Consider the following 22,145-nt stretch of genomic DNA (forward strand, 5'->3'; position numbering starts at 1 on the left):
TTGGACTCATGCGCTTTCCCCGCTGGCTGCTCCGGGCCGTTCTTATTACCGCCGTTTTATTAATAAGTTCTACAGCTATCGGCTATTCCAAGGAAGAAGACCCTTACCGGTCCTTCGACGGGATGGGAAGCAGCGTGTCTGTCGCTCCTTCTGATGATACATTAGCGTTCACCTATATCACAGGCGGCGAGGAGAAAATATATACCTCAACTGCTGACGGCAAAAATCCTGAGCCGCTTACTGATCTGGACCAGCCGCAATTTTCTCCTTCTTTCCATCCGCACTCGCCGGAGGATATTCTATTTTTATCGGGACACAATGATTCGATTCGCTCTCTTTATACATCAGAGACGGACAGCAGCCAGCATGAACGGTTAACTGGCAGTGAGCTTCACGTACGTGATGCTGCCTACTCGCCGGATGGCACGCTCATTTACTTTTTAGGCATGCCGGCGGACGCCTGGAAGTCCGCCGACCGGAGCACAGAGAAAGGGTTCAGCATCTACTCCATGCCTGCCGCCGGAGGAGCTTACAAAAAAATCACCAGTGAAAGCAAGTATTTAATGGGAAACATCTCTCCGGACGCTACAGGCAATATGCTTCTGTATACTTACACTGAAGGCCCCGATGATGAGATGCATGTAGGAATGAAAACGCTGAATAACAAAGTATATGAGGAACATATCGAATTTGCGAACAACCTCCCCGGAGGGCTGTACAATCCGACAGCTTCGCCGTCAGAAAGCCGCTATGCCTATACAACGAACGTCGCTTCCAGCCAGGAGCCAAACTACCAGTACGATTTATTTTTATATGACCTTGAAGACATGCAGGCCAAAAGATTAACCAACCATGAAAACAACATTGATTCTCCTTCATTTTTTCATCAGTCAGATGATATTGCCTACATGCACCAGAAAAACTGGCCGGAGGAGCCCGCGGAGTATGAACTCCGTATTGTAAGCAGCGCATCCGGGGCCGATGAAGTGGTTTCGGTTAATATGAATCAATCCGGCGATTCGCTGCTTTCTGCAGGACTCGGAGCAGCTCAAAAAGCAGTCAACGTATATGTGATTGGTTTTTTCTACACTCTGTTTGGCAGTTGGTTTATTATTGCTGCGTATAAAAAATACCGTCCGTTTCTGGTCGGGGCAGCAAGCACTACTGTGGCACTGGGGCTATGGGGCTTTTGCCATTTCGGAGAGACCTCCTACCCGTGGCTCGCTGCCATCTGCTCCGGACTTGTAGTTCCGCTCTTTATCTGCACAGCGGTTTTATTTCTATTCGCTGGTATTCAATCGTACCGGCTGAATATACGCGAATATAAAGCTTCCTCCCAGTAAAAAAAGCAGCAGGGGACCGCTCCCCTGACTGCTTTTTCTATGCTTGTTTACGGTTTTTCCATTTAGCGTACAGATCGACCACCGTGTCCCCGATGTCACGTATCTGGGCCACCTGTTCATTTTCTTTCGTACGCTTTTGATTTTCATGAAGCGTTTCTGTAGCTACTGCCCGCGTCGCTATATGATATTTCCCTACAGCTTCTTTGGAGCCCTTCAGCGTATTCGTAAGCTCCTGGATAGCCTCCATATCCCGGTTGACGGAATCGTTAATAACCTCCAGGCGCTGGGTCAATGTTTCCGACTCATTAATCAAGCCGTCCGTTTTCTTTTGAATCCGCTCCATTGTTTCATTGATGGTCTTCATCTGGGAAGATGCTGCTTTAACAGCCTGAACAACACCGATAACTAACCAGATAAGTGCCAAAACAATGATAGCGATACTCACATATAAAATAGCAATCATCTGTCCGGCTCCTTCCTTTATTGCGATATTTTCCTAATGCCTTTTCCCGTTTTTATTTTATTGTATGTACTGAATTTGTATTTTTCCTCAACTTTTTACATTCAAGTAGGCCTGTACCTTTTCCGTGCAGTCTTTAATTACTTCTTCAAGCGGCTTTTCGGCATCGATTTTTTTAATGCGGGCCGGATATTTCTCTGCGAGCGTCATATACGCTTCATGTACCCTCGTATGAAAACGGGCAGCTTCATTATCCAGGCGGTTCCATTCCCTTTCTTCAGCCCGCTGAATTCTTGCTATCCCTTCTTCCGGATCTACATCAAGCAACAGCGTGAGATCAGGCATGCGTCCTTCGATCGCAAATTCATTTACAGCTGCCACTTCATCTATGCCAAGACCCCTGGCTGCGCCCTGGTAGGCGAGGCTGCTGTCCACAAAACGATCGCAGAGCACAACAGCTCCTTCGGCAAGAGCCGGGAAAACCCGTTCCACCAAATGCTGGCGTCTTGCAGCAGCGTATAAAAGTGCTTCTGTGCGTGCGTCCATCTCTGAATATTCCGGATCGAGCACCAGACTCCGGATTTTTTCAGCAATCGGAATGCCCCCGGGCTCCCGCGTTTTTAACACCTTGAATCCATCTTCCTGCAGCCACTGTTCGAGAGCTGCAATAACCGTAGACTTTCCGGACCCTTCTCCCCCTTCTAACGTAATGAACTTCCCTTTACTCGTGTCCTGCATATGCCTCTATCCTTTCTCCCTATGTTTCACTTTTACAAAAAAGCGGTTATCTTCTTTCCTGCCGCCCTGCAGGCGTCCTCCGTTCTGCAGAAGGTCACGGGCATAGCTAATTCTTCCGGCGTCCATACATTCTCCTTCAAGCCAGAGAGGGACCCCCGGAGGATAGGGAACCAGCGGCGCTGCCGCAGTTCTTCCCTCTGCGCTTTCAAGCAGGATCCACTCTTCGCCGCCAGGCTCTTCTTCCCGGGCGCCTTCGGAGAGCCGGGGAAACAATTCAAACATGGAAAAGGAGGGGACCCTGTTCCCGTTCCGGGGCTCAAGTCCTTCCCACACTCTCTCGACTGCCTTTAAGGGAATGTTGATATGTTCGCTGGTCAGGGGCAGAGTCCAGAGAACATAGCTGCTGCCGGCAAGCTCTGAATAGATGTGTTCCTGTTCGAGGGCCTCTTGCACCTCCCATCCTGTATACCCTTCAGGTACCGGAACCATCAATTTTAATGGATCCGGGGCTACGTGCTCCGGCGGCTGTATCAGTCTGCTGCCGATGACTGCCTCAAGCTGCTGCTTTTGGGCGGAAAGCTGTTCGGCACTCCATCCCTCATGCTGCATTGTATGTACGTAATGACGGGCAGCATCGAGCGAAGCGAGGAGCAGATATGAAGGGCTGCTCGACTGCAGCATCCCCAGATAATAGGATAGACGTTCACGGGAAACCCGGGAGCCGGATACATGTAGATACGCACTCATCGTGAGAGCCGGCAGCATTTTATGCGCGGACTGGACGACCACATCCGCCCCCTGGGCGAGAGCCCCTTTCGGAAGCAGCGGACTGGCTGCAAAGTGGGCTCCGTGGGCTTCATCTACGAGCAATACCCCATCACGTTCGTGCACGAACTCTGCAAGGGACGAAATATCACTGCTCCACCCTTCATACGAAGGAGAAGTGATGACTGCCCCTTTTAATGATGGGTAACGGGCCCACGCGTCTGCCAGTATTTCCCGGGAAATACCGATGGAAAGCTGCGTATATTCATCTATTTCCGGCCGTGCAAATACGGCCCGGACACCGGCAAGCTTTAACGCATTCATCACTGATTTGTGAGCATCGCGCTGCACGAGCACTTGGTCTCCCGGAGAAAAGGCGGCCATTACCATCGCAAGGTTTCCTGTTGTAGAGCCGTTAATTAAAAACCAAGTTCTCTCGGCCCCGAACACTTCCGCCGCTAAATGTTCAGCTTCCGCAATCCCTTCTTCAGGCTGATGAAGGTCGTCGAGTCCGGTGATTTCTGTCAGGTCGTAAGGAAAGATGTTTTTCCATTCCTTTAGCGACGCCGGAAAAACGGTGCCGTTTTTATGCCCTGGCACGTGAAAGGATACCGGCCGGCCGGCCATATGCTGCTGCACCATACGGACAATAGGCTGATCCTGTTGGCAAACCATGACATTCACGCTCCCTTTTCGCCTCTCTTTTTTATCTTAACATGAAAATTTGGCTGTTCTTTCTCTTTTTTTACTCGTGCTATACTATTCAATGATTGAGATATTAAAGGAGAGATGTCTGATGAAAAGCATTGCTGTATTTTGCGGCTCCCGTCTCGGAAGCGACCCCGTATATAAAGATTCAGCATCAGCTCTTGGCAGAGAGATAGCCTCCTCTGGGCGCACACTGGTCTACGGCGGATCCAATGTAGGAATGATGGGGCGCCTCGCAGATGCTGCGCTCGAAGCCGGCGGTGAAGTTATAGGGGTCATACCGGATAAACTCGTTGAACGGGAGATTGCCCATCCTTCCCTTAGTAACCTTTATAAAGTATCTACAATGCATGAGCGAAAAGCCAAAATGGCCGAACTTGCCGATGGATTCATAGCGCTTCCGGGCGGCCCAGGGACCCTTGAAGAATTTTTTGAAATGTTTACATGGGCCCAGATCGGCGTGCACCAAAAACCGTGCGCACTTTTAAACATTCACCATTATTATGACCACCTGCTTCAATTTTTCAACCATATGGAACAGGAGCAGTTTCTCCCTGGCGGCCACCGCGACAAAATTATCGTTTCTGACTCTCCGAAAGAGCTTCTTCAACAGCTCAGCGAAAATCCGGGATTCGAAAAGAAGTTATACGAGTAACAGGCATAAAGTTGTGCCTGTGCTCTTTTTTTATTCATTATTACTTCAGCCGGATAAACGCTTTGCGGAGCTTCTTATTTTTCGTTATGATAATAATAATTAAACAAACTATGCGGAGGAACCTATGCGAAAAAAAGTGTTTATACATATCGGTTTTCATAAGACAGCGACTACGTTTTTACAGCAGAATGTGTATCCCAAACTAAAACAGGAAATCAAATACATACGAAAAAAGCGCATCGATCAGGAGCTTTATGATTTACGGCTGAAACGGCTGAGCGATGAAAACATTTATACCATTCGCACAAATATTGAAGCATTTATGCACCCGGACAAGCCGGTGCTTATTTCCTATGAAGGTCTTTCCGGCAGTCCATTTTCCCAGAAAAAATCAAAAAACAATCTAAAAGTGCTTGAAGACCTCCGCCGCACCTTTCCGGCAGATACGTATGATACCCATATTATCGTCGGTGTACGGGATCAAATTGACCTGCTGACCTCCCTCTATGTTCAATATCTCCATCAGGGAGGATACAAGAGCGCCAAAGCTTTGTTTAAGGACTGGGAGGACCACGGTATTCTGGATCATTATCACTATTACCGCTATCTCCAGAAAATAGAAGAGCTTTTCGGACCGGATAACTATTACCTGCTGCAGTACGAAAACTTTCGCAAGGATGAATACGGTCAAATTCTGCAGCTGCTTCAGTATATGGGCATCGACCGTGTACCAAAATACAACCGCTCTAAGCTGAACCGCAGCTACGGAGTCATGCAGGCGGTAATTGCCCGCAAGTTGAATTATTTCGTTAAAACACCGCTGAATCCAAACGGTAAAATCCCCATCGTCGACATCCCGAAGATCGGCCTTGTATCTCCGCGGCGCCTGCTGCAGAATAACGCAAGCTTTGCCCTTCATTATAAAAGGTACTCGCTTCCTGTGAACCTTCAAAAAGTGCTGCAGCTGAAATACCAGAAGGATAATGAAAAGCTTGCCGAAGCCTATCAAATTAAAGATTATTCCAAAAGCTAACCGAAGAGCCCCGGCTCTTCGGTTATTTTTCAATCAGTGCGAGCGTATAGCGTCCCCTGCTCCCAGGTTCATAAAGATTCACCGTATCTGTGGAATACTGCAGAATCTCAGACTGAAATGGTTCTGATTCCCCCACCTGCACATTAAAATCATTTTCGTACAATAGTACAGTCACATCGTGATACTCCTCATGAGTAACCTGAAACATAAATTCGACGATCCTTTTTCCTTCTTCTGTGCGACCGTTTCTTAGCATCTTCTCTTCCTGAAACGCCCGGCTGTTAATATAAATCATTCTTTTTTCCTCCTTTGGTTCTCTGCTTTATTCTGCCCTATAAAACATTCTGTTACAATAATTACGTCCAGTCCGTGCCCCGGCAGTTTAAGCCCGCCCTCCTGGTGGTACGGTAAGGAAAGGCTTTGTATAAGCATGTATTGCCAAGCTGTAAAGAGAGGGGTATAACATATGAACACCATCAAATCCTATGCCAAAGAACTCATGGGCGAATTTAAAAAGGACGACGTCCCGTTACTTGCCGCCGCCCAATCCTACTATTACCTGCTTTCCATTTTTCCGATGATGATTTTAATACTTACCATTCTTCCCCTTCTTAATATTGATTCCCAGGCCATTGTCACGCTTGTGCAGAATACCGCCCCGAGTGGCATGACTTCTGTGCTCGAGGAAAACATTCTGAGTATCGTTGAAACCCCACGGGGTGGACTTTTCACCATCGGCCTGATCGGTGCATTATGGTCGGCTTCCAATGGGATCAACGCTTTCATTAACGCTTCCAACACTGCATACGATATCGAAGAAACACGCTCCTTCATTAAAGTCCGGGGCCTTTCCATTGCACTGACGCTCGGTATGATTATTGCACTTGCTGCCGCTCTTATTCTTCCTATATTCGGCAACCTGATCATTAATTTTATCAACTCTGTCGTCAGCCTCCCGCCTCAGACCGAGCTGCTGTTTCAAATTCTCCGGTGGGTCGTCGCCCTGACCATAATGTCTGCTGTGCTTCTCGTACTGTATCGTTTTGCTCCGAACAAAACACTGAAATGGAAGGAAATTCTTCCCGGCGCTATCACAGCTGCCGTGCTGTGGCAGCTGATATCTCTCGCTTTTTCCTTTTATGTCAGCAACTTCGGCAACTACTCTGCCACCTACGGGAGCCTTGGCGGTATTATTATTCTAATGCTTTGGTTTTTCCTGACCGGCATGATTTTAATGATCGGCGCTGAACTGAACGTTATTTATCACCGCCGCCACGGAAAATCCTCCACCGCGTCCGCTTCTCCGGAAGAAACGTGAGCCGGTCTGCCCCAGGGCTGCCCGTTTTTTCTTTTAATACTTATCATTTCAGGTCCGGGTCAAAAATAATAAAAGGAAGGCTCCCTATCGCAGGAACCTTCCTTTTTGCGTTGTTCAGCTGATGCTTGAGGACTGACTGCTTATGCTTTCCTGTAAAAACTGCATACCTACCCACGTTTTACGGCCACGCTGCTGGATCCACTGGGTACGCGCGTAGTTATCCGGAAAATCATCCTCTCTTCCGGAAATATAGACAATATCTCCCGGCTGAATACTTTTGACGTTCTTTACCTGCACCCGGCAGCCGCTCATGCTGTAATCCCTGACTACCGCTTCATAAATAACGTTGTTTACTTTTAAAGTCGCAGACATATTCACCTGTTCCCGGACAGCCATGCGTTTTGCCTGGGCCGGCTGTTTTTCCGTCCCTCTGAAAAACTTCAGAAAGGCTCTCCCGAGCGAAGAACGCTCGTAAATACGTTTCGTATAAATATCCGCCATTTCTAAAAACATGACCTGGATTAAACTACGGTACTGTTCCAGAGTTACATTTTGAAATTTACCTCCAGCAGCAGCCATGGCCTCTGCCTGGCCGCCGACCCACAGCTTATGCACATGGAGGCCGTTAATCGGACCGGCGCTGAGCGTAAAGTGTTCTTCCTCTGACAGCCAGGACTTTGCTTCCGGGTGTGCTACTTCAAAACGCACCCCGGTCTCACTCAGATCCAGCACTTTGCACGGGAGCGTTCTCCCCCCGGCTGACACAGTACCTTCCAGATCTACTTTGTGCCGTTCGGCTCCGCGAAAACGCGGACGTTCCACTGAAACCATTAATGCCAGTACGAGAGCTACAGCGTTATAGATGATCCAGAAAATATTAATGTACAATACGTCTTCGTTTTGAAAAAGCGTTAGAGAAGTAGTGAAATGCACCACCACTCTAGCCAGGGCAATAAAGGTGAGCGCAAGCAGTACAAGATACGGAATACTGACCCTCCACAAAAACTGCCGGCGGTCGTTTTGGATGCCCTTGGCTGTCACATTAAACTTGATGTTTTTTCGCATAAACGCTTCCGTAATTACCGAGACTGCCATGTACGGTGCCATTGCTACTTCATAAACATGACTCCAGAGCACTGTGCGTTTCTGATCGGACATTAACCGGAAAGCCAGCTGGGATGAAAGAAAGGCCGGCAGCCAGTAAAGCACCAGCGTTTCAAACTCTGCATTCAGGCTGTAAATGGAAAAAATCAAAAACAACAGCGGTGCCAGCAGAAAAATCATTTTATAAACACCGAAGAACCAGTAGTTGATGCCATCCATATACAACAGCCGCTGCATAAAGGAGAGGCCTTTGATTTTCATCGGATTCCATTTCCGGGTGACCTGAATATTGCCACGGCACCAGCGGTCTCTCTGCTTTAAAAGGTCAGCATATGTTTCCGGGGCGAGCCCGACGGCCAATGTTTCGTTCACGAATACCGTTTTTTGTTGTCCGGTTTGAAGCAGCATTCCAGTTGCCATGTCTTCAGTAATCACACCAGTGGCAAAGCCGCCGATATCCTCGAGCGACTTTCTGCGGAACAGAGCGTTACTGCCTATATACATGGTAGCGTTAAAGCGATCTTTTCCTTCTTCAAGCCGGCGCATGAAAAAATCCTGCTCGTTGGTGATATTGTCTTCAAAAAACAAATTGTACTGAAAAGGATCCGCGTTATAAAACACCTGCGGCGCCTGGACGAACGACACTTTTTCGTCCGTGAACTGCCCGAGGGTACGCTCGAGGAACTCGGCTTTTGGCACCATATCAGCATCCATCGTAACAACGATTTCCCCGTCGGTTTTCGTTAACGCATCATTCAGGTTGCCGGCTTTGGCGTGTTCGTTGCCGGGGCGGGAGATGTAGCCTACACCTAAGCTTTCTGCAAGGCGGCGCACAGACTCTCTTTTCCCGTCATCGCAGACGTATACTTTCAATAAGTCTTCAGGATAGCGCATCATCGTGCACGCGATCATAGTTCGCTTCAAAAGGTCTTCCGGTTCGTTATATGTTGCGATGAATACATCGACTGCAGGCAGGCTTTCCAGCTCTGAGAGTGGAATATGTTTTCGTTTGAACGGTCTCCAGGATAAAATCGTAAACACAATCGCCTGGAAATAGCCCATTACTTCTGTAGCCAATAACAGAATCCCGGCGATAAAGCTGATAATGCCCAGTGTAGGAATCGTTTCGGCCGCTCTCCAAAAAAGATAGAGAGCATTGACGATAAGAAAAAGGGAGAGCAGTATGTGCCGGGACCATGTCCATTTTTTTGCTGAAAAATACAGCAGCATTAGTACAATTATTTCTGCTGCTACGATGTACCAGAATGTGTCGTTCATGTCCTGCCCCCTGTTACAGTATATGATTAAAAATAAATGTTCGTTTCATACGGTCATATGCCGGCTTCATTTCCCAGCTGCTGTCAAACAGCAGCGGCTCCCCGCTTTCTGACTCCTGCCCGGTGACCCAGCTTTCTGCGTCACCCACCCCCCAGACGGTGAGGCCGCTGCAGGAGGTCTCCTCCATACAGACACTCGTCACATCTGCATAAATATCTGCCTGTGCCTGCAGGCGTTCCTCCCGGGGAGCATCCAGGTTTTGCAGCTTCACATCCATTTCGGTTACAGCTGTCTCAAAGCCAGCGGCCTCCCAGCGCTTAAAGTTTTCCTGCATCTTTTCCCTGGAAAATCTCGGGTCGGCAGCATCAATATGAGTCTGCATACCAATACCGTCAATCGGGACACCGTCATTTTTCCATCTGCTTAAGGCTTCAAACATAGCATCTGTTTTTTCATTTTTCATTTCATTACCATAGTCGTTGTAGTAGAGCTTTGCTTCGGGATCCGCTTCACGTGCCCATTCGAAAGCCAGAGGAATATATTCCGGTCCGATATATTCAAACCAGATAGTTTCTCTGTAGCTTCCATCGTCATTCCAGGCTTCGTTAACGACGTCCCATTCCTGCACGCGTCCGCTGTAGTGCCCGGCCATTGCCTGCACATGATCTTTCAGCACTGCTTTAGCGCTTTGTTCATCCACTACCTTTTCATGAACCCAATCGGGAAGCGCTTCGCCCCATACAAGCGGGTGACCCCGGACCTTCATACCATTTTGTTCAGCAGTCTCTACAATGTCATCTGCTTTTTGAAAGCTGTAACTTCCTGGTTCAGGCTGCACGGCCTCCATCTTCATCTCGTTTTCTACGGTGAGACTGCTGAATTCTTCAACGAGCAGATCTTTATACTTTTCATTGTCTGCAAGCGGATCCCAGCGCACCGAAGCACCTATATAATGCCCGGAGTCCTCCGCGTTTTTACCAAGTGAAGCGTTTGATTTCATTACAAACCATCCTCCTGCCCCTGCCATAAGTAAGATCAGAAGCCCGGCTATAACAAAAAAGATCTTCTTCAAAACAGTATTTTCTCCTTTTGTGCATTGCCATTATCAAGGCTGATATTTTAACTTTTTTTTCCAATTACATATGTATTTATACTTAATGATACCATTATTTTAGTTCGTTAAGAAGCTTTAACCCATACTTTTTCCATTGATAATTCCAATCTGTTTCTATGTCTGTAAATTTAAAACAGGATACAAATCATGTTCAACTGCGAAGCTTTTATGTATAAAAACTCTTTGTTTTTAAAGATTTTTGCGTGAAAACCTGTATTCCTGCCTGATTTATGCTTATAGTGTAACTAGTAAAATCAAGACTCAAAACAGCAGCTGTGATAAGGAGGCCCATGTTATGCTCGCTTTTGAACGAAGAGAAAAAATTCTATCCACTCTCTACAGTGATAAAAAAGTATTCGTCGCTCCCCTGGCTTCAACGTTTAACGTCACTGAGGAAACGATTCGCCGTGACCTTGAAAAGCTTGAACGTGAAGGGGTTGTTACCCGTAATTACGGCGGAGCCACGCTCAATGAACGAACGAGCGAAGACCTTCCCTACCAGACAAGAAATACGATCAATTTAGAGGAAAAAAGAGTCATTGCACAACTGGTGCCGCCGCTCATCAAGGACGGCTCTTCCATTATGGCTGACACGAGCTCCACGGTGTATGAAGCACTGCAGGTGCTTCAGCAGTCCAAGGATCATCTCACCATTATTACAAACAGCGTCTCTATTCTTCAGGACTTTGCATTTTCATCCTTTGACGTGTTCTCTACCGGAGGAAGCCTTCGGAAAAACTCGCGATCCCTGGTGGGTCCGTCAGCCATTCGTTCAGTACAGCAGTACAACGTAGATGCAGCTGTAGTCAGCTGTAAAGGCATTTCAATGACGCAGGGCATTATGGATACGAATGAGCCGGAAGCTGATTTAAAGCAGTACATGCAGAATCAGGCACGGCAGGTTATTCTGCTTGTCGACCATACAAAGTTTGGAGCTGTCTCCCTGGTCAAAACATTTCCTTTTGAACAGGTGGATTGCCTGGTAACCAACAAAAAACCTGCGGAGGAGTGGCTCGATTTTTTCGGACAGCACGGGATCGATATTATTTTTCCTTCATAATAAAGCTCTGTCTTTCTGCTGCGACTGCAGAGAGACAGAGCTTTTATTTAAGAGCTGGTAAGGTGCCGGACAACGTCTTCGGCCATTTGATGGGTTTCCCAGGCCTGTTCATACATGTATTCCGGTATAATGTCCTGTTCCACAAAAGCCAGAAAGGTTGTAATAATAGTTTCAAAACCGCGCTTTTTCAATGTGGATTCCCAGTCGTTTTCTCCCTGGTGCCAAACGTCTTTATTTTTATGGACACTGACGTCCCGGACATTACTTACCGTCAACGTCTGCTCCTGATTCATCACGTCTACACGTTCCAGAGAGGTGCCGGCTTCGCGGTTCATAATACCGAGCGCCGTCACATTGGGTGACTCAAGCTGAAGCGTCACATGGTGCAGAAGATCATATTCTCCTTTACCGCTCACCGTCATGTTCTCAATTGTCTCCGGAAACAAATACAAAATCGTATCAATCACATGGATAAAGTCGTCAAACACAAACGTACGGGCATCCACTGCCTGGTGGCCCCGATGCTTTTGAACAATAATCATATTCGTGTCCTCTGCTTCCATCAGCTTTTGATAGGAAGGGGCATGCCGGCGGTTAAACCCGGTCATTAACAGCAGCCGCTTCTCTTTGGCTTTGGTAAGCAGCCTTTGGGCAGATTCGGCGTGATACGTAATCGGCTTGTCCACATACACGTGGATGCCCATGTCGAGCAGCGCATCTATAATAGGCTCATGCGCTACGGTCGCTGTATGCACAAATGCTGCTTTCATACCACAGCTCAGCCATTCGTCCATCTGCTGATATGTGTGAGGTATCGTATACGTATCAGCAATTTCTTTTAACGTATCCGGGTTTCTTGTGTACACGTGCAGTTCTACATCTTTTAAGTTGCTTAAAATGGGGAGATACGCTTTTTTGGCAATGTCCCCGATGCCAATCATTCCTATTTTCATGGTGTCCCCTCCCGGGTCTGAGCTCATCAAGATAACGGTTTCAAAACCAACAGAGTAATTTTGAATACCTTCTTCCCTCAGAATACCATAAATTGTTTCCTCACCGTTTTTTCACCAGATTATTTATAGTAATTTTCTTTCTGCTCTGCTATTTTCTGTACTTCAGCACGAATTTGCTGGTACGCAAGCCGTCCACCCAGACAAAGCAAATCATCTTCTTTGCTGTAGGGCGTGCGGCTGGTCAAATGAGCAATCTGTTTATCCAGATAAGCGGAGAGCACAGCGAGTTCTTCCTTTTTCACAACTCTTCACGCCCTTTTTGTACGGAAAGAATCCGGTCAAATGAAATATTATAATAACTGCCCTGCTCGTCCTTCCAGTGAATAAGCCGCTTCATGTGATCAATATACGTGCATGTTCCTGTTGCAGCTACTACATTTTCTTCATTTTTCCAGCGTAGTTTTAATTCATACTTTTCTGCCCAGGCTTTACGGAGAAGACGTTCCTTCTGTTTCCAGTCCTCCGTTTCTTTTTCCCATTCCGCCGCTATCATGCGGGCGATTGTTTTTTGTTCTTCAGTCATCAGCATCACATCCCCTTCAAAGAGAAGTATATTACTTCTATTATACAAGAACGTACGTTCGAGAAAAGGATATTTTTTACTGGATTTTTATCTGAGTGGAAAAAACCGCTCTCTGTAAGCATTTCTGTAGGCAGAAAAAAATTTTTTCTTCATACTGTACATAGCGTATTTTAAAGGAGGAAAAGCATGCAGGTAGATATTTGGTTTGATGTAATGTGTCCGTTTTGCTATTTAGGAAAACGGCGTTTTGAGGCCGCTTTGGAAAACATGCCGTTCAAGCACCAGGTTCAGGTGGTCTATCACAGCTTTCAGCTGAATCCAGAGATGCCAAAAAATCCAGCTTCGGACATTCATACCTTTCTCTCTGAACAAAAAGGCATGGACCGGGAGCAGGTGATTGCGTTTCACCGGCAGCTCACCGATCAGGCGCGGGATATCGGTTTGGAATACAACATGGACGAAGCAGTGCCGGCTAATTCGTTCGACGCCCACCGGCTGCTGCAGTTCGCCACAGAACGCGGCAAAAACAACCGCATGACAGAACGCCTCTTCCGCGCATATTTTACCGAATCCAAAAACATTGCGGATATCGACACCCTCGTCGGTCTGGCCGGAGATGTCGGCCTCGTGGAGGAAGAAACAAGGGAGCTGCTCGAGCTGGATGCCTACACCCCGAGCGTGCAAAAAGATTTACAGGAGGCTTCCTATATAGGAATTGACGGCGTGCCTTTTTATGTATTCGATGAAACGTACACTCTCTCCGGCGCTCAGCCGTCAGAAACATTTGAACAGGCTTTGCAGCAGGTTTGGGACGAAAAGCAGCAGGCATAACAGGAGAAGCTCTTCCTTTCCGGAAGGGCTTTTCGTATAAAGATAGGCCGAAAGTAAAGCTTAATACGCCTGAGCACAGGGAAACCTATTCCCATAATTGTAAAACAGGAGGCATGCGCCATGCTCGCTATTAAAGTAAACCGTGCATTCCATAAATTAAACAAACATGCAGCCCCCGCTGCCGAAACTGCTTTAAAAAATAATGAATCAATCGTGGTACATTTAACCAGCACTCAGGAGCGGAAAGTACAGGACTCTCTTTATTTTCTTGAAGAGGAACAATTGATTTACTGTACCGAAGCAGAAGAAAAAACTAACCCAGACCCCCGAATAGACACGACGCTCGAGCTCATCCCCCTTCCAAGGCTGTTCAACGTTCTGAATGCATAAAAAAAGCCTCCCCGGGGGTTCGGGGAGGCGCATAGAGGGGGTTACCTGTCCAGTGAGATGAACCTGGGGGATCAACACTCCTTATGTTAAGCCTTTAATGTAATGCTTGTGTGAAGAACCTGTTAATGTTTTGTTACTTTTCTTCGGCACGCTGCTTTCTTCCTGCAAGCACCACAAAGCAAAAAATCATGATACCAATTCCGATCGCCCCGGCGAGCCAAAGAGCGTTTAACAGCGCGAGCACGGTAAACATAAAGGTTAGCAGAATGTACAAAGCAGCGGTGCGCGGCTGCCAATAGGCCGACACGTCAGACAATCTTCCCTGAAAACGGAGAACCAAATACATAATCGCATGCAGAAGAAAGCCAATAATAAACCAGCCCTGGAAATTCGAAAACGGAATATCGTAATACCAGCCGCCTTCATTCCATATCCAGTACCCCTGCACCAGGTAATTTACAGGATCGAGCACAAAATCAATTCCGGTGACCAAAAGCGCCCCAAGCAGCACATAAAGAACAAATGCCCCCCATCCGCGCAGGCGTGGCAACATGCCCAGAACATACAGCATTAACGCATGTGAACCCGAAACGATAGCCACCCATGCTGCTCCAATCGTCAGCGGCACCCCGAGAATCATCGCCCCAAAATCAGAGGCATATTCATAGCTCCCAAAAAAGAGATTCAGCTGCACACCGATCCCTTCAAGAAACATTGAAAGCAGAAAAATAACGGCAGTCAGCCCGCCTCCAGTTTTCCCCCCGTAAGACCGAATCAGAAAAAAAGCTCCAATTACTCCGGTTAAATACAGAAAAACAGCGTTTGCCCATTCCAGCCATACCGGGAGCAAATCAAACGTCAGCAGCACAAGACCGCATATGTACCAAAAGATAAAAAAGCGAAATAAACCTATGTCGAACGGTAAGTTTCTCATGGCCCCTCCTGAAGTTACAGACTATTAATGGATGCCCCTTTCTATTTCCCGGGTAATACTTGTTTTAATTGTATTTTATAAAAAAAAAACAGAAAACCCCTAAGGATTTTCTGCCCGTAAACAATATTTTCTCGATATTTTAAAGTAGCTGACTTCCTGTTGAAGATCTTCCTCCATGGAAACAACCTTGTCATGTGTTTGAATATAGTCATTAAAGGTGTCGAGCATACGTTCTTCGGCCTCAGGATCGGTAAATGATTCTTCGGTGACGAGGTTCGCATAATGGCCGATATCAGCAATTCTTGCGTTCATTTCTTCGTCCACCTGTTGGTTTATCAGACCAACGCTTTCCCTGGCGTTGCTATTCATCTGGCTGCCGACTTCGTTTTTGGCAGACGCGTAGGAGCTGAAGCCGATAATAATACTTGGTACGAGCAGAAACGAGATGTATAATTTTTTCGCAGTGTTAATGATTGCAGCATAGGCGTCCCCTTTTCTGAATAAATTTTTCTATGTAATATACCCTCTACTTTTATTTATCGGCTTACTTTGAAAATTCTTTGGTTGCTGAAATCGTTCTCATCCATATTTACATAAAAAAATCCTCCCCGTGTAGACAGGAGAGGATTGCGTTTTATTGATATTCAAGCTGCACACTGTTCAGCGAAGCGAAAACGCCGTTTTTATGGATCAGCTCTTCGTACGTTCCCTGCTCAGCAATGCGGCCGCCGGTCACCACCACAATATTATCGGCATGGCGGATGGTCGCAAGCCGGTGGGCAATTACAATCGTCGTCCGGTTCTCCGCCAGCTGGGTCAGCGACTGCTGAATCAGTGCTTCGGTTTCCGTATCGAGCGCTGAGGTCGCTTCATCCAAAATTAAAATCGGCGGGTTCTTCAAGAAAGCCCGCGCAATTGCAATCCGCTGCTTCTGACCTCCGGAAAGCTTTAACCCCCGCTGGCCGATTTCTGTTTCATACCCATCCGGAAGCTCCTCCACAAAGCCGTCCAGATTCGCCAGCCGGGCGGCTTCTTCAATCTCTTCTTCTTCCGCCGTTAAACGTCCGTAAGCGATATTTTCCTTCAACGTGCCGTTAAACAAAAACACGTCCTGCTGCACCATGCCGATCTGCGAACGCAGAGATTCTTTTGTCATCTTCCGGATATCTATACCGTTAATAGTCACGGCACCGGCGTCCACATCGTAAAATCGCGGAATCAGTGAGCTGATTGTCGTCTTCCCGGCGCCGGAGGAGCCGACAAAGGCAACTGTTTTTCCGGCTTGTACCGTTACGTTCATGTCCCGCAGCACCGGCTGGCTTTCATGATACCCAAACGTGACATCCTCGAGCTTAATGTCACCTGTAAGCACCGGAGCCTCTACTGCATCAGGGTGGTCGACAATATCTTTCTCTGCATCTGTCATCTGCACGAACCGTTTAAAACCGGCCATTCCCTTCGGATACAGCTCTAAAATGGCACTGATTTTCTCAATCGGCTTGAACAGCACGTTCACGTACAAAATAAAGCCGACAAACTCTCCGTTTGTAATAGCACCTGTGTAAACGAGCCATGCGCCGTAAACAAGCACAGCCAGAATCATGAGACGGGTTGTTAAGAAAATAGTCGCCGTGGTGTGGCCCATCGTGCGGTAGCCCGACAGCTTAGCCCGGCGGTACCGGTTGTTGTTTTTGGCAAACCGGTCGATTTCAAAGGCTTCATTTGTAAAGGACTGCACTACCCGCGCCCCGGAGACGCTGTCCTCCACCCGGGCGTTCACGTCACCGATTTCTGCATACATTTTTGTCCAGGCTTTGTTCATTTGAATGTTCGTATAGGTAATAAGTGCAATCAAAAACGGCACAAAAACAAGAGCCACAAGGGCAAGCTGCGGATTAATCGAAAACATAATCGTAAAAGCGCCCGCAAACGTCATAATGGCAATAAACAAATCCTCCGGCCCGTGATGGGCAAGCTCTCCAATATCAAACAAATCGTTAGTGATGCGGCTGATAATGTGGCCGGTTTTCGTATTATCAAAGAAACGGTACGACTGGCCCTGCACGCTCTTGAACAGCTCACGCCGCATGTCCGTTTCAATGTTAATGCCAAGCTTGTGCCCCAGATAATTGACGATATACTGCAGATACGCGCTGAATAGGTAAATAGCAAGCAGGCCGGCTGAGACCCACACGACCAGATTCCAATCCTCCTGGGGAAGCAGGGAATCAATAAACCACTGGACCACAAGCGGGAAGACCAGATCCAGTGCTGCAACAGCGATTGCGCTGAAAAAATCGATGAAAAAAAGCTGTTTATGAGGAAGGTAATAGGAATAAAAACGTTTAAGCATCAGGGTCTCCTCTTCTAATCAAATTCACGTGGAAATACCTCTTTTATTGTATAGAAATGCTGATGAAATTCAATCATTTTCTATTTGATTATTTCCATATAATTCAAATAACCATGAAATAATATGAAAACAGGCGCTTATCGGCATGGAAAGCAAATATTAGCTAAAAAACAGCATTAATTATAGATATTCTTTTTTGTGTTTAATAGACAAATGAAGGAAATATGTTACTATAAATGCACTGAACGTCGTTAGGTATGTTGACCTTCCCGAAAACTTCCTAAGTTTCAGTATACAGCTGTAGAAGCTGTTTTTCTTTTTATATGCGGCGCTGTACGCCAAAAAGCCTGAAAGCATTGCTGCTTCCAGGCTCTTTTTTTGATTTTATTTAGATGGCTGTTTTTCTAAAGCTTCATTGTCATTCCGCTCATGCGGCATAAGAAGCGGCTTCGGAACAGCCTTTTTCTTCGTAGCTTCAGAAACAACAAATATGAGAATAAACGCGATAATCACGATCACCGTACGGAAAGGGAAAAGTACAATCCCGTCTTCGATCATCGGGTACGGAAGAAAGACCGGCAGGCCGATCGCGGGCTCCCCGCCGCCAAGGCGTAAAAAGACAGATACAACAAATGCTGTAAGCGAACCGTACACATTCGCATTTTTATAAAACAAGGCCATCGTCAGCTGCGGGAACAAAATACAGAAAATCAAATCTGATGCAAGGTACCACAGTGTATATACACTTCCAACGTTTAAAGCAATCAACGTCGACGCCGCCCCGATGATCACGATCGAGGTCTTGATCACTTTTTTCAGTTCATCGTGGGAGGCTTTCGGACGAACCAGCGGGCGGTATATATTCCATGACGCCATCGAGGATGCAGACAGAATTGAGGAGTCCATGGAAGACATTACGGCTGCTGCAAGAGCCCCGAGGCCGATAGCCGCTACCCATCCCGGCGTCAGATGCTGAAGCACCTCCGGCAGTACCATAGCCGCTGTTTCCGGTGCTGAAGTACCAAAGGACGCCCAGTCAACGTTGTAGCCAATCATACCAATAAGAACAGCAGGGACAGCCGCAATAATACATACTACGCCGGCAATGATCGAAAACCACATAGCTGTTTTTTCATTTTTAGCAGAAAGCACGCGCTGGAAATATACCTGCCAGGCAATGCCGCCGAAAATCAATAGAAAGGCATAATCCCACCAGTTCCAGAAATAGCTGCCCCATTCGGGATGGTTCCACCCGTCAAGCGGTGGAAAAAGGTTCGCATAGGTGCCAAGATCCGCCTGATAATCGTTCCAGTTTACGCTCAGGCTGCCGGTGTTGCCAAAGGCAAACGGCAGCACAAGAAACAAACCGCCCAAAAGCAGAATCATCTGTAAAAGGTCTGTATAGGCAACCGCCCACATACCGCCAAATACGGTGTAGGCGATCGCAATAATGGCTGAAATGACAATCGACGTCGTAAAATCGATCCCTAAAATAGTACCGAATGTAGTCCCAAGCGCTGTCAGAATCGCGCCGCTCCAAAACATTTCACCCAGGAGCGCCGGAAGATACAGCAGACCGCCCATTTTCTTGCCAAACCGCTGCTCGAGCGGATCAATAATGGTTTTAAATTCATAGCGGCGCATTTTTCTCGCATAAAAAATACCGCCAATAATAAGACTAAGGGCATAACCCCACGGTGCCTGGGCCCACACAAGGCCGTCAACGTATGTTGATTCTGCGGTCCCGTTAATATAACCGCCGCCTACCCAGGTGGCAGCCATGGTGAAAATCATGATCACAAGCGGGAGGCTCCGTTTGGCCACCATCATGTCGTCGAGAGAATCAGACTTTTTAGCGGCAAAATAGGCACCGACATAGTACATCAAAGCGTAGAAAACAAGCATGGCAATAAAGCCGCTCCACATGACTTCGTCACCAGTAGCAATTATGTAAATCATGACCGCTGCTACCAGAAGGACGAATCCCAGACTCTTCAGTAAGTTTAAATTTTTCTCTATCACAAGCAACACCTCAAGTTTTAATAAAATTCTAAATATTGCGAAAACGTTTCACAGAGAGATAAAGTATGGCTGTTATCTCTCTTTATCATCCTCTTCAACCGGAATATATTTAAACAGCTCTCCCGTTTCAATAGACTCTACGAGACGACCCAGCCATTTGTAGTACTTAATCGACTGGCTGAGAATTCGCTGAATCTCCCGGGCTTCTTCTTTTATTGACTCTTCTGCTTCTTCCGACTGAATCAGCATGTCTAATTGTTTCCAGGCGCTTTCGATAGCGCTCAAATTCGTCCGTACTTCCCTCTCCCACTGCTGGGTAAAGAAGTTGGTGAAAAAACGGAAGAAATCCTTTTCGGCTACGTAGGTCTGCTTTCGCTTTCCGCGCCGGTGCGTTTTCTTTACGACGTTGAACTCCTGCAGCTTCCGTACACCAGTGCTCATACTCGGTTTACTCATTCCGAGTTTTTCTCTCATTTCATCCAGCGTCATATCGCCTTCAACATACATTGTCCCATACAAAGTACCAACACTTCTTGTTACACCGTACAAATCCATGGTCTCTGCAAGGGAATCAATTATAATGTCTTTGGCGCTTTCGAGTGACTCCCTCCATTCATCCTGGTGATGAGAATCAGTCATGGGCCCCTCCTTTTCTATTAAAAAAATTCAATTTGTTAAATATTTTCTTCACAGTCTCTAATCTTAACGTATAAAAATTTCTTGTCAAATCCCTAATCAAAAATATTAGCCTGCGAACTTTATGTTTATTCCCCGGGAAATAAAAAGCTTTCGGGTATATTCGCACGCGCGCGAGAGAAGCCTGTAAATCTTTTTTAAATTTATTTATTTAAGGGCGGTCTCTTCCTTCATTATCAAAAAATTACACGGCAGGTCTTTGACAAGATGTTCGAAAGCTGTTAGATTTAAGTTGTTCAAAACGTTAAATAATTTTTTAACAAAGTTAACGAATAGGAGGCACACACATATGGATATTCGCATGTACATCGACGGCGAGTGGGTGGACGCTGCTAACGGCGAAACCCGGGACATCATTAATCCGCTTGACCAAAGCGTTATTACGCAGGCAGCGGAAGGCTCCCGCGAGGACGCTGTAAAAGCAGTACAGGCTGCCCGCCGTGCATTTGATAAAGGACCATGGGCCGCTACGCCCGCTTCAGAGCGCGGAGCTTACGTATTAAAGGTTGCCCAGCTTATTGAGCGGGATAAAGAAGAACTCGCAGAACTCGAAACGCTCGATACTGGTAAAACAATGGGAGAAAGCCGTGCCGATATGGATGATATCGCCGGAGTGTTCCATTACTTTGCCGGCCTTGCTGATAAAGACGGCGGCGAATACATTGCTTCCCCGCTTCCGGACTCGGACAGCAAAATCGTCCGCGAGCCTGTCGGCGTGTGCGGCCAAATCACTCCTTGGAACTATCCCCTGCTGCAGGCAGCATGGAAGATCGCACCGGCTATTGCGACTGGAAACACCATCATCGTAAAACCAAGTGAGATTACGCCGCTTACGACCGTCAAGGTATTCCAGTTGATGGAAGAAGCCGGTCTTCCGGCAGGCGTTGCCAACCTGGTTCTCGGGAAAGGCACTGACGTAGGTGCGGAGCTTTCCGAAAGCGTGGACGTGGACCTGATTTCCTTTACAGGCGGTATTGAAACCGGCCGTAAAATCATGCAGTCCGCCACCTCCAATATGAAAAAAATCGCACTTGAGCTTGGCGGTAAAAACCCTAACATTGTTTTCGCCGATGCCGATTTCGATCTTGCCGTGGACCAGGCCTTAAATGCCGCTTTCTTCCACGCCGGGCAGGTTTGTTCTGCCGGAGCACGACTGCTGGTGGAAGAATCCATCCATGACGATTTCGTCAAAGCGATCGTCGACCGGGTGAAAAACATTCGTCTCGGCAGCGGCCAGGATGAAGAAACACAGATGGGACCGCTCATTTCCGCGGAGCACCTGAGCAAGGTCGAAAATTATATAGAAATTGGTAAACAGGAAGGGGCAACAGTTGCTGTCGGCGGCGGACGTCCGGACGACAAAACGCTCCAAAAAGGATTCTTCCTTCTGCCGACGATCTTTACTGACTGCCGCTCGGACATGAGAATCGTGCAGGAAGAAATCTTCGGCCCGGTACTCACCGTGGAAACCTTCACTTCTGAAGAAGAAGCCGTGGAAAAAGCGAACGACACCGTTTACGGTCTTGCCGGCGCTACGTTTACAACAGACATCAGCAAAGCAGAGCGAGTGGCCTCCGGTCTCCGTCTTGGTACGGTCTGGATCAACGACTTCCACCCTTACTTTGCCCAGGCACCGTGGGGCGGCTACAAGCAGTCCGGCATTGGCCGTGAACTTGGTAAAGTCGGCATGGAAGAGTACACCGAAACAAAACACATCTTCCGTAACACTAATCCGGAAGCTCTGAACTTTTTCTAAACAACCAGCAAAAAATACGGCGTCCTCCGGTTACACCGGTTGACGCCTTCT

At 47.2% G+C, this 22,145-nt stretch carries 22 protein-coding genes; 8 read left to right on the plus strand and 14 right to left on the minus strand.

Annotated elements, in window-relative coordinates; translation table 11 throughout:
- Positions 1 to 8 precede the first annotated feature (8 nt).
- Positions 9 to 1,343, plus strand: a complete 1,335-nt coding sequence (locus tag BLV22_RS10800; protein WP_091615075.1) for a TolB family protein — start codon at positions 9 to 11, stop codon at positions 1,341 to 1,343.
- Between the two features lie 37 nt (positions 1,344 to 1,380).
- Here BLV22_RS10800 and BLV22_RS10805 read toward each other — a convergent pair whose 3' ends face one another.
- The 3 genes from BLV22_RS10805 to BLV22_RS10815 form a co-directional block, all read right to left on the minus strand.
- The gene (locus BLV22_RS10805) at positions 1,381 to 1,806 is read right to left on the minus strand and encodes a DUF948 domain-containing protein (RefSeq protein ID WP_091615078.1); all 426 of its coding nucleotides are present in this window, start codon (positions 1,804 to 1,806) and stop codon (positions 1,381 to 1,383) included.
- 87 nt (positions 1,807 to 1,893) lie between these two features.
- Positions 1,894 to 2,541, minus strand: a complete 648-nt coding sequence (gene tmk / locus BLV22_RS10810) for a dTMP kinase (protein WP_091615081.1) — start codon at positions 2,539 to 2,541, stop codon at positions 1,894 to 1,896.
- A 6-nt stretch (positions 2,542 to 2,547) separates the two neighbouring features.
- Positions 2,548 to 3,981, minus strand: coding sequence for an aminotransferase class I/II-fold pyridoxal phosphate-dependent enzyme (locus BLV22_RS10815; RefSeq protein ID WP_091615084.1), 1,434 nt, complete (start codon positions 3,979 to 3,981; stop codon positions 2,548 to 2,550).
- A 121-nt stretch (positions 3,982 to 4,102) separates the two neighbouring features.
- Here BLV22_RS10815 and BLV22_RS10820 point away from each other — a divergent pair, with 121 nt between their 5' ends.
- Together BLV22_RS10820 and BLV22_RS10825 are read left to right on the plus strand one after the other, a co-directional pair.
- Positions 4,103 to 4,669, plus strand: coding sequence for an LOG family protein (locus tag BLV22_RS10820; protein WP_091615087.1), 567 nt, complete (start codon positions 4,103 to 4,105; stop codon positions 4,667 to 4,669).
- Positions 4,670 to 4,793: 124 nt separating this feature from the next.
- Positions 4,794 to 5,702 carry a sulfotransferase gene (locus BLV22_RS10825; protein WP_091615090.1) on the plus strand — a complete coding sequence of 303 codons (909 nt, stop codon included), beginning with the start codon at positions 4,794 to 4,796 and terminating at the stop codon, positions 5,700 to 5,702.
- A gap of 22 nt (positions 5,703 to 5,724) precedes the next feature.
- Here BLV22_RS10825 and BLV22_RS10830 read toward each other — a convergent pair whose 3' ends face one another.
- A complete protein-coding gene (locus tag BLV22_RS10830) occupies positions 5,725 to 5,997 on the minus strand; it encodes a DUF3219 family protein (RefSeq protein WP_143030975.1) in 273 nt (90 codons plus the stop codon).
- A 171-nt stretch (positions 5,998 to 6,168) separates the two neighbouring features.
- Between BLV22_RS10830 and BLV22_RS10835 the strand changes: the two genes are divergently transcribed.
- Positions 6,169 to 7,020, plus strand: coding sequence for a YihY/virulence factor BrkB family protein (locus tag BLV22_RS10835; RefSeq protein WP_091615093.1), 852 nt, complete (start codon positions 6,169 to 6,171; stop codon positions 7,018 to 7,020).
- Between the two features lie 114 nt (positions 7,021 to 7,134).
- Here BLV22_RS10835 and BLV22_RS10840 read toward each other — a convergent pair whose 3' ends face one another.
- Both BLV22_RS10840 and BLV22_RS10845 read right to left on the minus strand, forming a co-directional pair.
- Positions 7,135 to 9,402 carry a glycosyltransferase gene (locus tag BLV22_RS10840; RefSeq protein WP_091615096.1) on the minus strand — a complete coding sequence of 756 codons (2,268 nt, stop codon included), beginning with the start codon at positions 9,400 to 9,402 and terminating at the stop codon, positions 7,135 to 7,137.
- A 13-nt stretch (positions 9,403 to 9,415) separates the two neighbouring features.
- Positions 9,416 to 10,402: an endo-1,4-beta-xylanase gene (locus BLV22_RS10845; protein WP_176967746.1), complete on the minus strand. Its 987-nt coding sequence runs from the start codon at positions 10,400 to 10,402 to the stop codon at positions 9,416 to 9,418.
- A gap of 409 nt (positions 10,403 to 10,811) precedes the next feature.
- Between BLV22_RS10845 and BLV22_RS10850 the strand changes: the two genes are divergently transcribed.
- Positions 10,812 to 11,576, plus strand: a complete 765-nt coding sequence (locus BLV22_RS10850) for a DeoR/GlpR family DNA-binding transcription regulator (RefSeq protein WP_091615101.1) — start codon at positions 10,812 to 10,814, stop codon at positions 11,574 to 11,576.
- A 47-nt stretch (positions 11,577 to 11,623) separates the two neighbouring features.
- Here BLV22_RS10850 and BLV22_RS10855 read toward each other — a convergent pair whose 3' ends face one another.
- From BLV22_RS10855 to BLV22_RS10865, 3 genes are all read right to left on the minus strand, one after another.
- Positions 11,624 to 12,529 (minus strand): Gfo/Idh/MocA family protein, encoded by a 906-nt coding sequence (locus tag BLV22_RS10855; RefSeq protein ID WP_176967747.1) that lies wholly within the window; start codon positions 12,527 to 12,529, stop codon positions 11,624 to 11,626.
- A 119-nt stretch (positions 12,530 to 12,648) separates the two neighbouring features.
- A complete protein-coding gene (locus BLV22_RS10860) occupies positions 12,649 to 12,831 on the minus strand; it encodes a hypothetical protein (protein WP_091615107.1) in 183 nt (60 codons plus the stop codon).
- On the minus strand, positions 12,828 to 13,112 hold the full coding sequence (locus BLV22_RS10865) for a hypothetical protein (protein WP_143030977.1): 285 nt from the start codon (positions 13,110 to 13,112) through the stop codon (positions 12,828 to 12,830). Before BLV22_RS10865 ends, BLV22_RS10860 begins: the two co-directional genes overlap by 4 nt.
- Before the next feature lie 186 nt (positions 13,113 to 13,298).
- Between BLV22_RS10865 and BLV22_RS10870 the strand changes: the two genes are divergently transcribed.
- Positions 13,299 to 13,943: a DsbA family oxidoreductase gene (locus tag BLV22_RS10870; RefSeq protein ID WP_091615113.1), complete on the plus strand. Its 645-nt coding sequence runs from the start codon at positions 13,299 to 13,301 to the stop codon at positions 13,941 to 13,943.
- A gap of 120 nt (positions 13,944 to 14,063) precedes the next feature.
- Complete coding sequence (locus BLV22_RS10875) at positions 14,064 to 14,333, plus strand: hypothetical protein (RefSeq protein ID WP_091615115.1); 270 nt, start codon at positions 14,064 to 14,066, stop codon at positions 14,331 to 14,333.
- 133 nt (positions 14,334 to 14,466) lie between these two features.
- Here BLV22_RS10875 and BLV22_RS10880 read toward each other — a convergent pair whose 3' ends face one another.
- The 5 genes from BLV22_RS10880 to cudC form a co-directional block, all read right to left on the minus strand.
- Positions 14,467 to 15,267 (minus strand): carotenoid biosynthesis protein, encoded by an 801-nt coding sequence (locus BLV22_RS10880; RefSeq protein WP_091615118.1) that lies wholly within the window; start codon positions 15,265 to 15,267, stop codon positions 14,467 to 14,469.
- Positions 15,268 to 15,366: 99 nt separating this feature from the next.
- Positions 15,367 to 15,579, minus strand: a complete 213-nt coding sequence (locus BLV22_RS10885; RefSeq protein ID WP_091615121.1) for a hypothetical protein — start codon at positions 15,577 to 15,579, stop codon at positions 15,367 to 15,369.
- A 322-nt stretch (positions 15,580 to 15,901) separates the two neighbouring features.
- Positions 15,902 to 17,620 (minus strand): ABC transporter ATP-binding protein, encoded by a 1,719-nt coding sequence (locus BLV22_RS10890; RefSeq protein WP_091615123.1) that lies wholly within the window; start codon positions 17,618 to 17,620, stop codon positions 15,902 to 15,904.
- A gap of 384 nt (positions 17,621 to 18,004) precedes the next feature.
- Entirely contained in the window at positions 18,005 to 19,642 is a 1,638-nt protein-coding gene (locus BLV22_RS10895; RefSeq protein ID WP_425433808.1) for a high affinity choline transporter 1, read from the minus strand.
- Between the two features lie 72 nt (positions 19,643 to 19,714).
- Entirely contained in the window at positions 19,715 to 20,281 is a 567-nt protein-coding gene (gene cudC, locus BLV22_RS10900; RefSeq protein WP_091615126.1) for a choline uptake/conversion transcriptional regulator CudC, read from the minus strand.
- Between the two features lie 346 nt (positions 20,282 to 20,627).
- Here cudC and betB point away from each other — a divergent pair, with 346 nt between their 5' ends.
- Positions 20,628 to 22,094: a betaine-aldehyde dehydrogenase gene (gene betB, locus BLV22_RS10905; RefSeq protein ID WP_091615129.1), complete on the plus strand. Its 1,467-nt coding sequence runs from the start codon at positions 20,628 to 20,630 to the stop codon at positions 22,092 to 22,094.
- Positions 22,095 to 22,145 lie beyond the last annotated feature (51 nt).

The sequence above is a fragment of the Marinococcus luteus genome (assembly GCF_900106595.1).
GTDB classification, from domain to species: domain Bacteria; phylum Bacillota; class Bacilli; order Bacillales; family Marinococcaceae; genus Marinococcus; species Marinococcus luteus.

Coding starts and splice junctions, on each gene's coding strand:
- BLV22_RS10865 (WP_143030977.1), bottom strand. CDS start 13,112: ATGACTGAAGAACAAAAAACAATCGCCCGCATGATAGCGGCGGAATGG.
- BLV22_RS10835 (WP_091615093.1), top strand. CDS start 6,169: ATGAACACCATCAAATCCTATGCCAAAGAACTCATGGGCGAATTTAAA.
- BLV22_RS10805 (WP_091615078.1), bottom strand. CDS start 1,806: ATGATTGCTATTTTATATGTGAGTATCGCTATCATTGTTTTGGCACTT.
- BLV22_RS10815 (WP_091615084.1), bottom strand. CDS start 3,981: ATGGTTTGCCAACAGGATCAGCCTATTGTCCGTATGGTGCAGCAGCAT.
- BLV22_RS10830 (WP_143030975.1), bottom strand. CDS start 5,997: ATGATTTATATTAACAGCCGGGCGTTTCAGGAAGAGAAGATGCTAAGA.
- BLV22_RS10885 (WP_091615121.1), bottom strand. CDS start 15,579: ATGAACGCAAGAATTGCTGATATCGGCCATTATGCGAACCTCGTCACC.
- BLV22_RS10840 (WP_091615096.1), bottom strand. CDS start 9,402: ATGAACGACACATTCTGGTACATCGTAGCAGCAGAAATAATTGTACTA.
- BLV22_RS10845 (WP_176967746.1), bottom strand. CDS start 10,402: ATGAAATCAAACGCTTCACTTGGTAAAAACGCGGAGGACTCCGGGCAT.
- BLV22_RS10820 (WP_091615087.1), top strand. CDS start 4,103: ATGAAAAGCATTGCTGTATTTTGCGGCTCCCGTCTCGGAAGCGACCCC.
- BLV22_RS10890 (WP_091615123.1), bottom strand. CDS start 17,620: ATGCTTAAACGTTTTTATTCCTATTACCTTCCTCATAAACAGCTTTTT.
- betB (WP_091615129.1), top strand. CDS start 20,628: ATGGATATTCGCATGTACATCGACGGCGAGTGGGTGGACGCTGCTAAC.
- BLV22_RS10870 (WP_091615113.1), top strand. CDS start 13,299: ATGCAGGTAGATATTTGGTTTGATGTAATGTGTCCGTTTTGCTATTTA.
- BLV22_RS10800 (WP_091615075.1), top strand. CDS start 9: ATGCGCTTTCCCCGCTGGCTGCTCCGGGCCGTTCTTATTACCGCCGTT.
- BLV22_RS10875 (WP_091615115.1), top strand. CDS start 14,064: ATGCTCGCTATTAAAGTAAACCGTGCATTCCATAAATTAAACAAACAT.
- BLV22_RS10850 (WP_091615101.1), top strand. CDS start 10,812: ATGCTCGCTTTTGAACGAAGAGAAAAAATTCTATCCACTCTCTACAGT.
- BLV22_RS10855 (WP_176967747.1), bottom strand. CDS start 12,529: ATGAAAATAGGAATGATTGGCATCGGGGACATTGCCAAAAAAGCGTAT.
- BLV22_RS10825 (WP_091615090.1), top strand. CDS start 4,794: ATGCGAAAAAAAGTGTTTATACATATCGGTTTTCATAAGACAGCGACT.
- cudC (WP_091615126.1), bottom strand. CDS start 20,281: ATGACTGATTCTCATCACCAGGATGAATGGAGGGAGTCACTCGAAAGC.
- tmk (WP_091615081.1), bottom strand. CDS start 2,541: ATGCAGGACACGAGTAAAGGGAAGTTCATTACGTTAGAAGGGGGAGAA.
- BLV22_RS10880 (WP_091615118.1), bottom strand. CDS start 15,267: ATGAGAAACTTACCGTTCGACATAGGTTTATTTCGCTTTTTTATCTTT.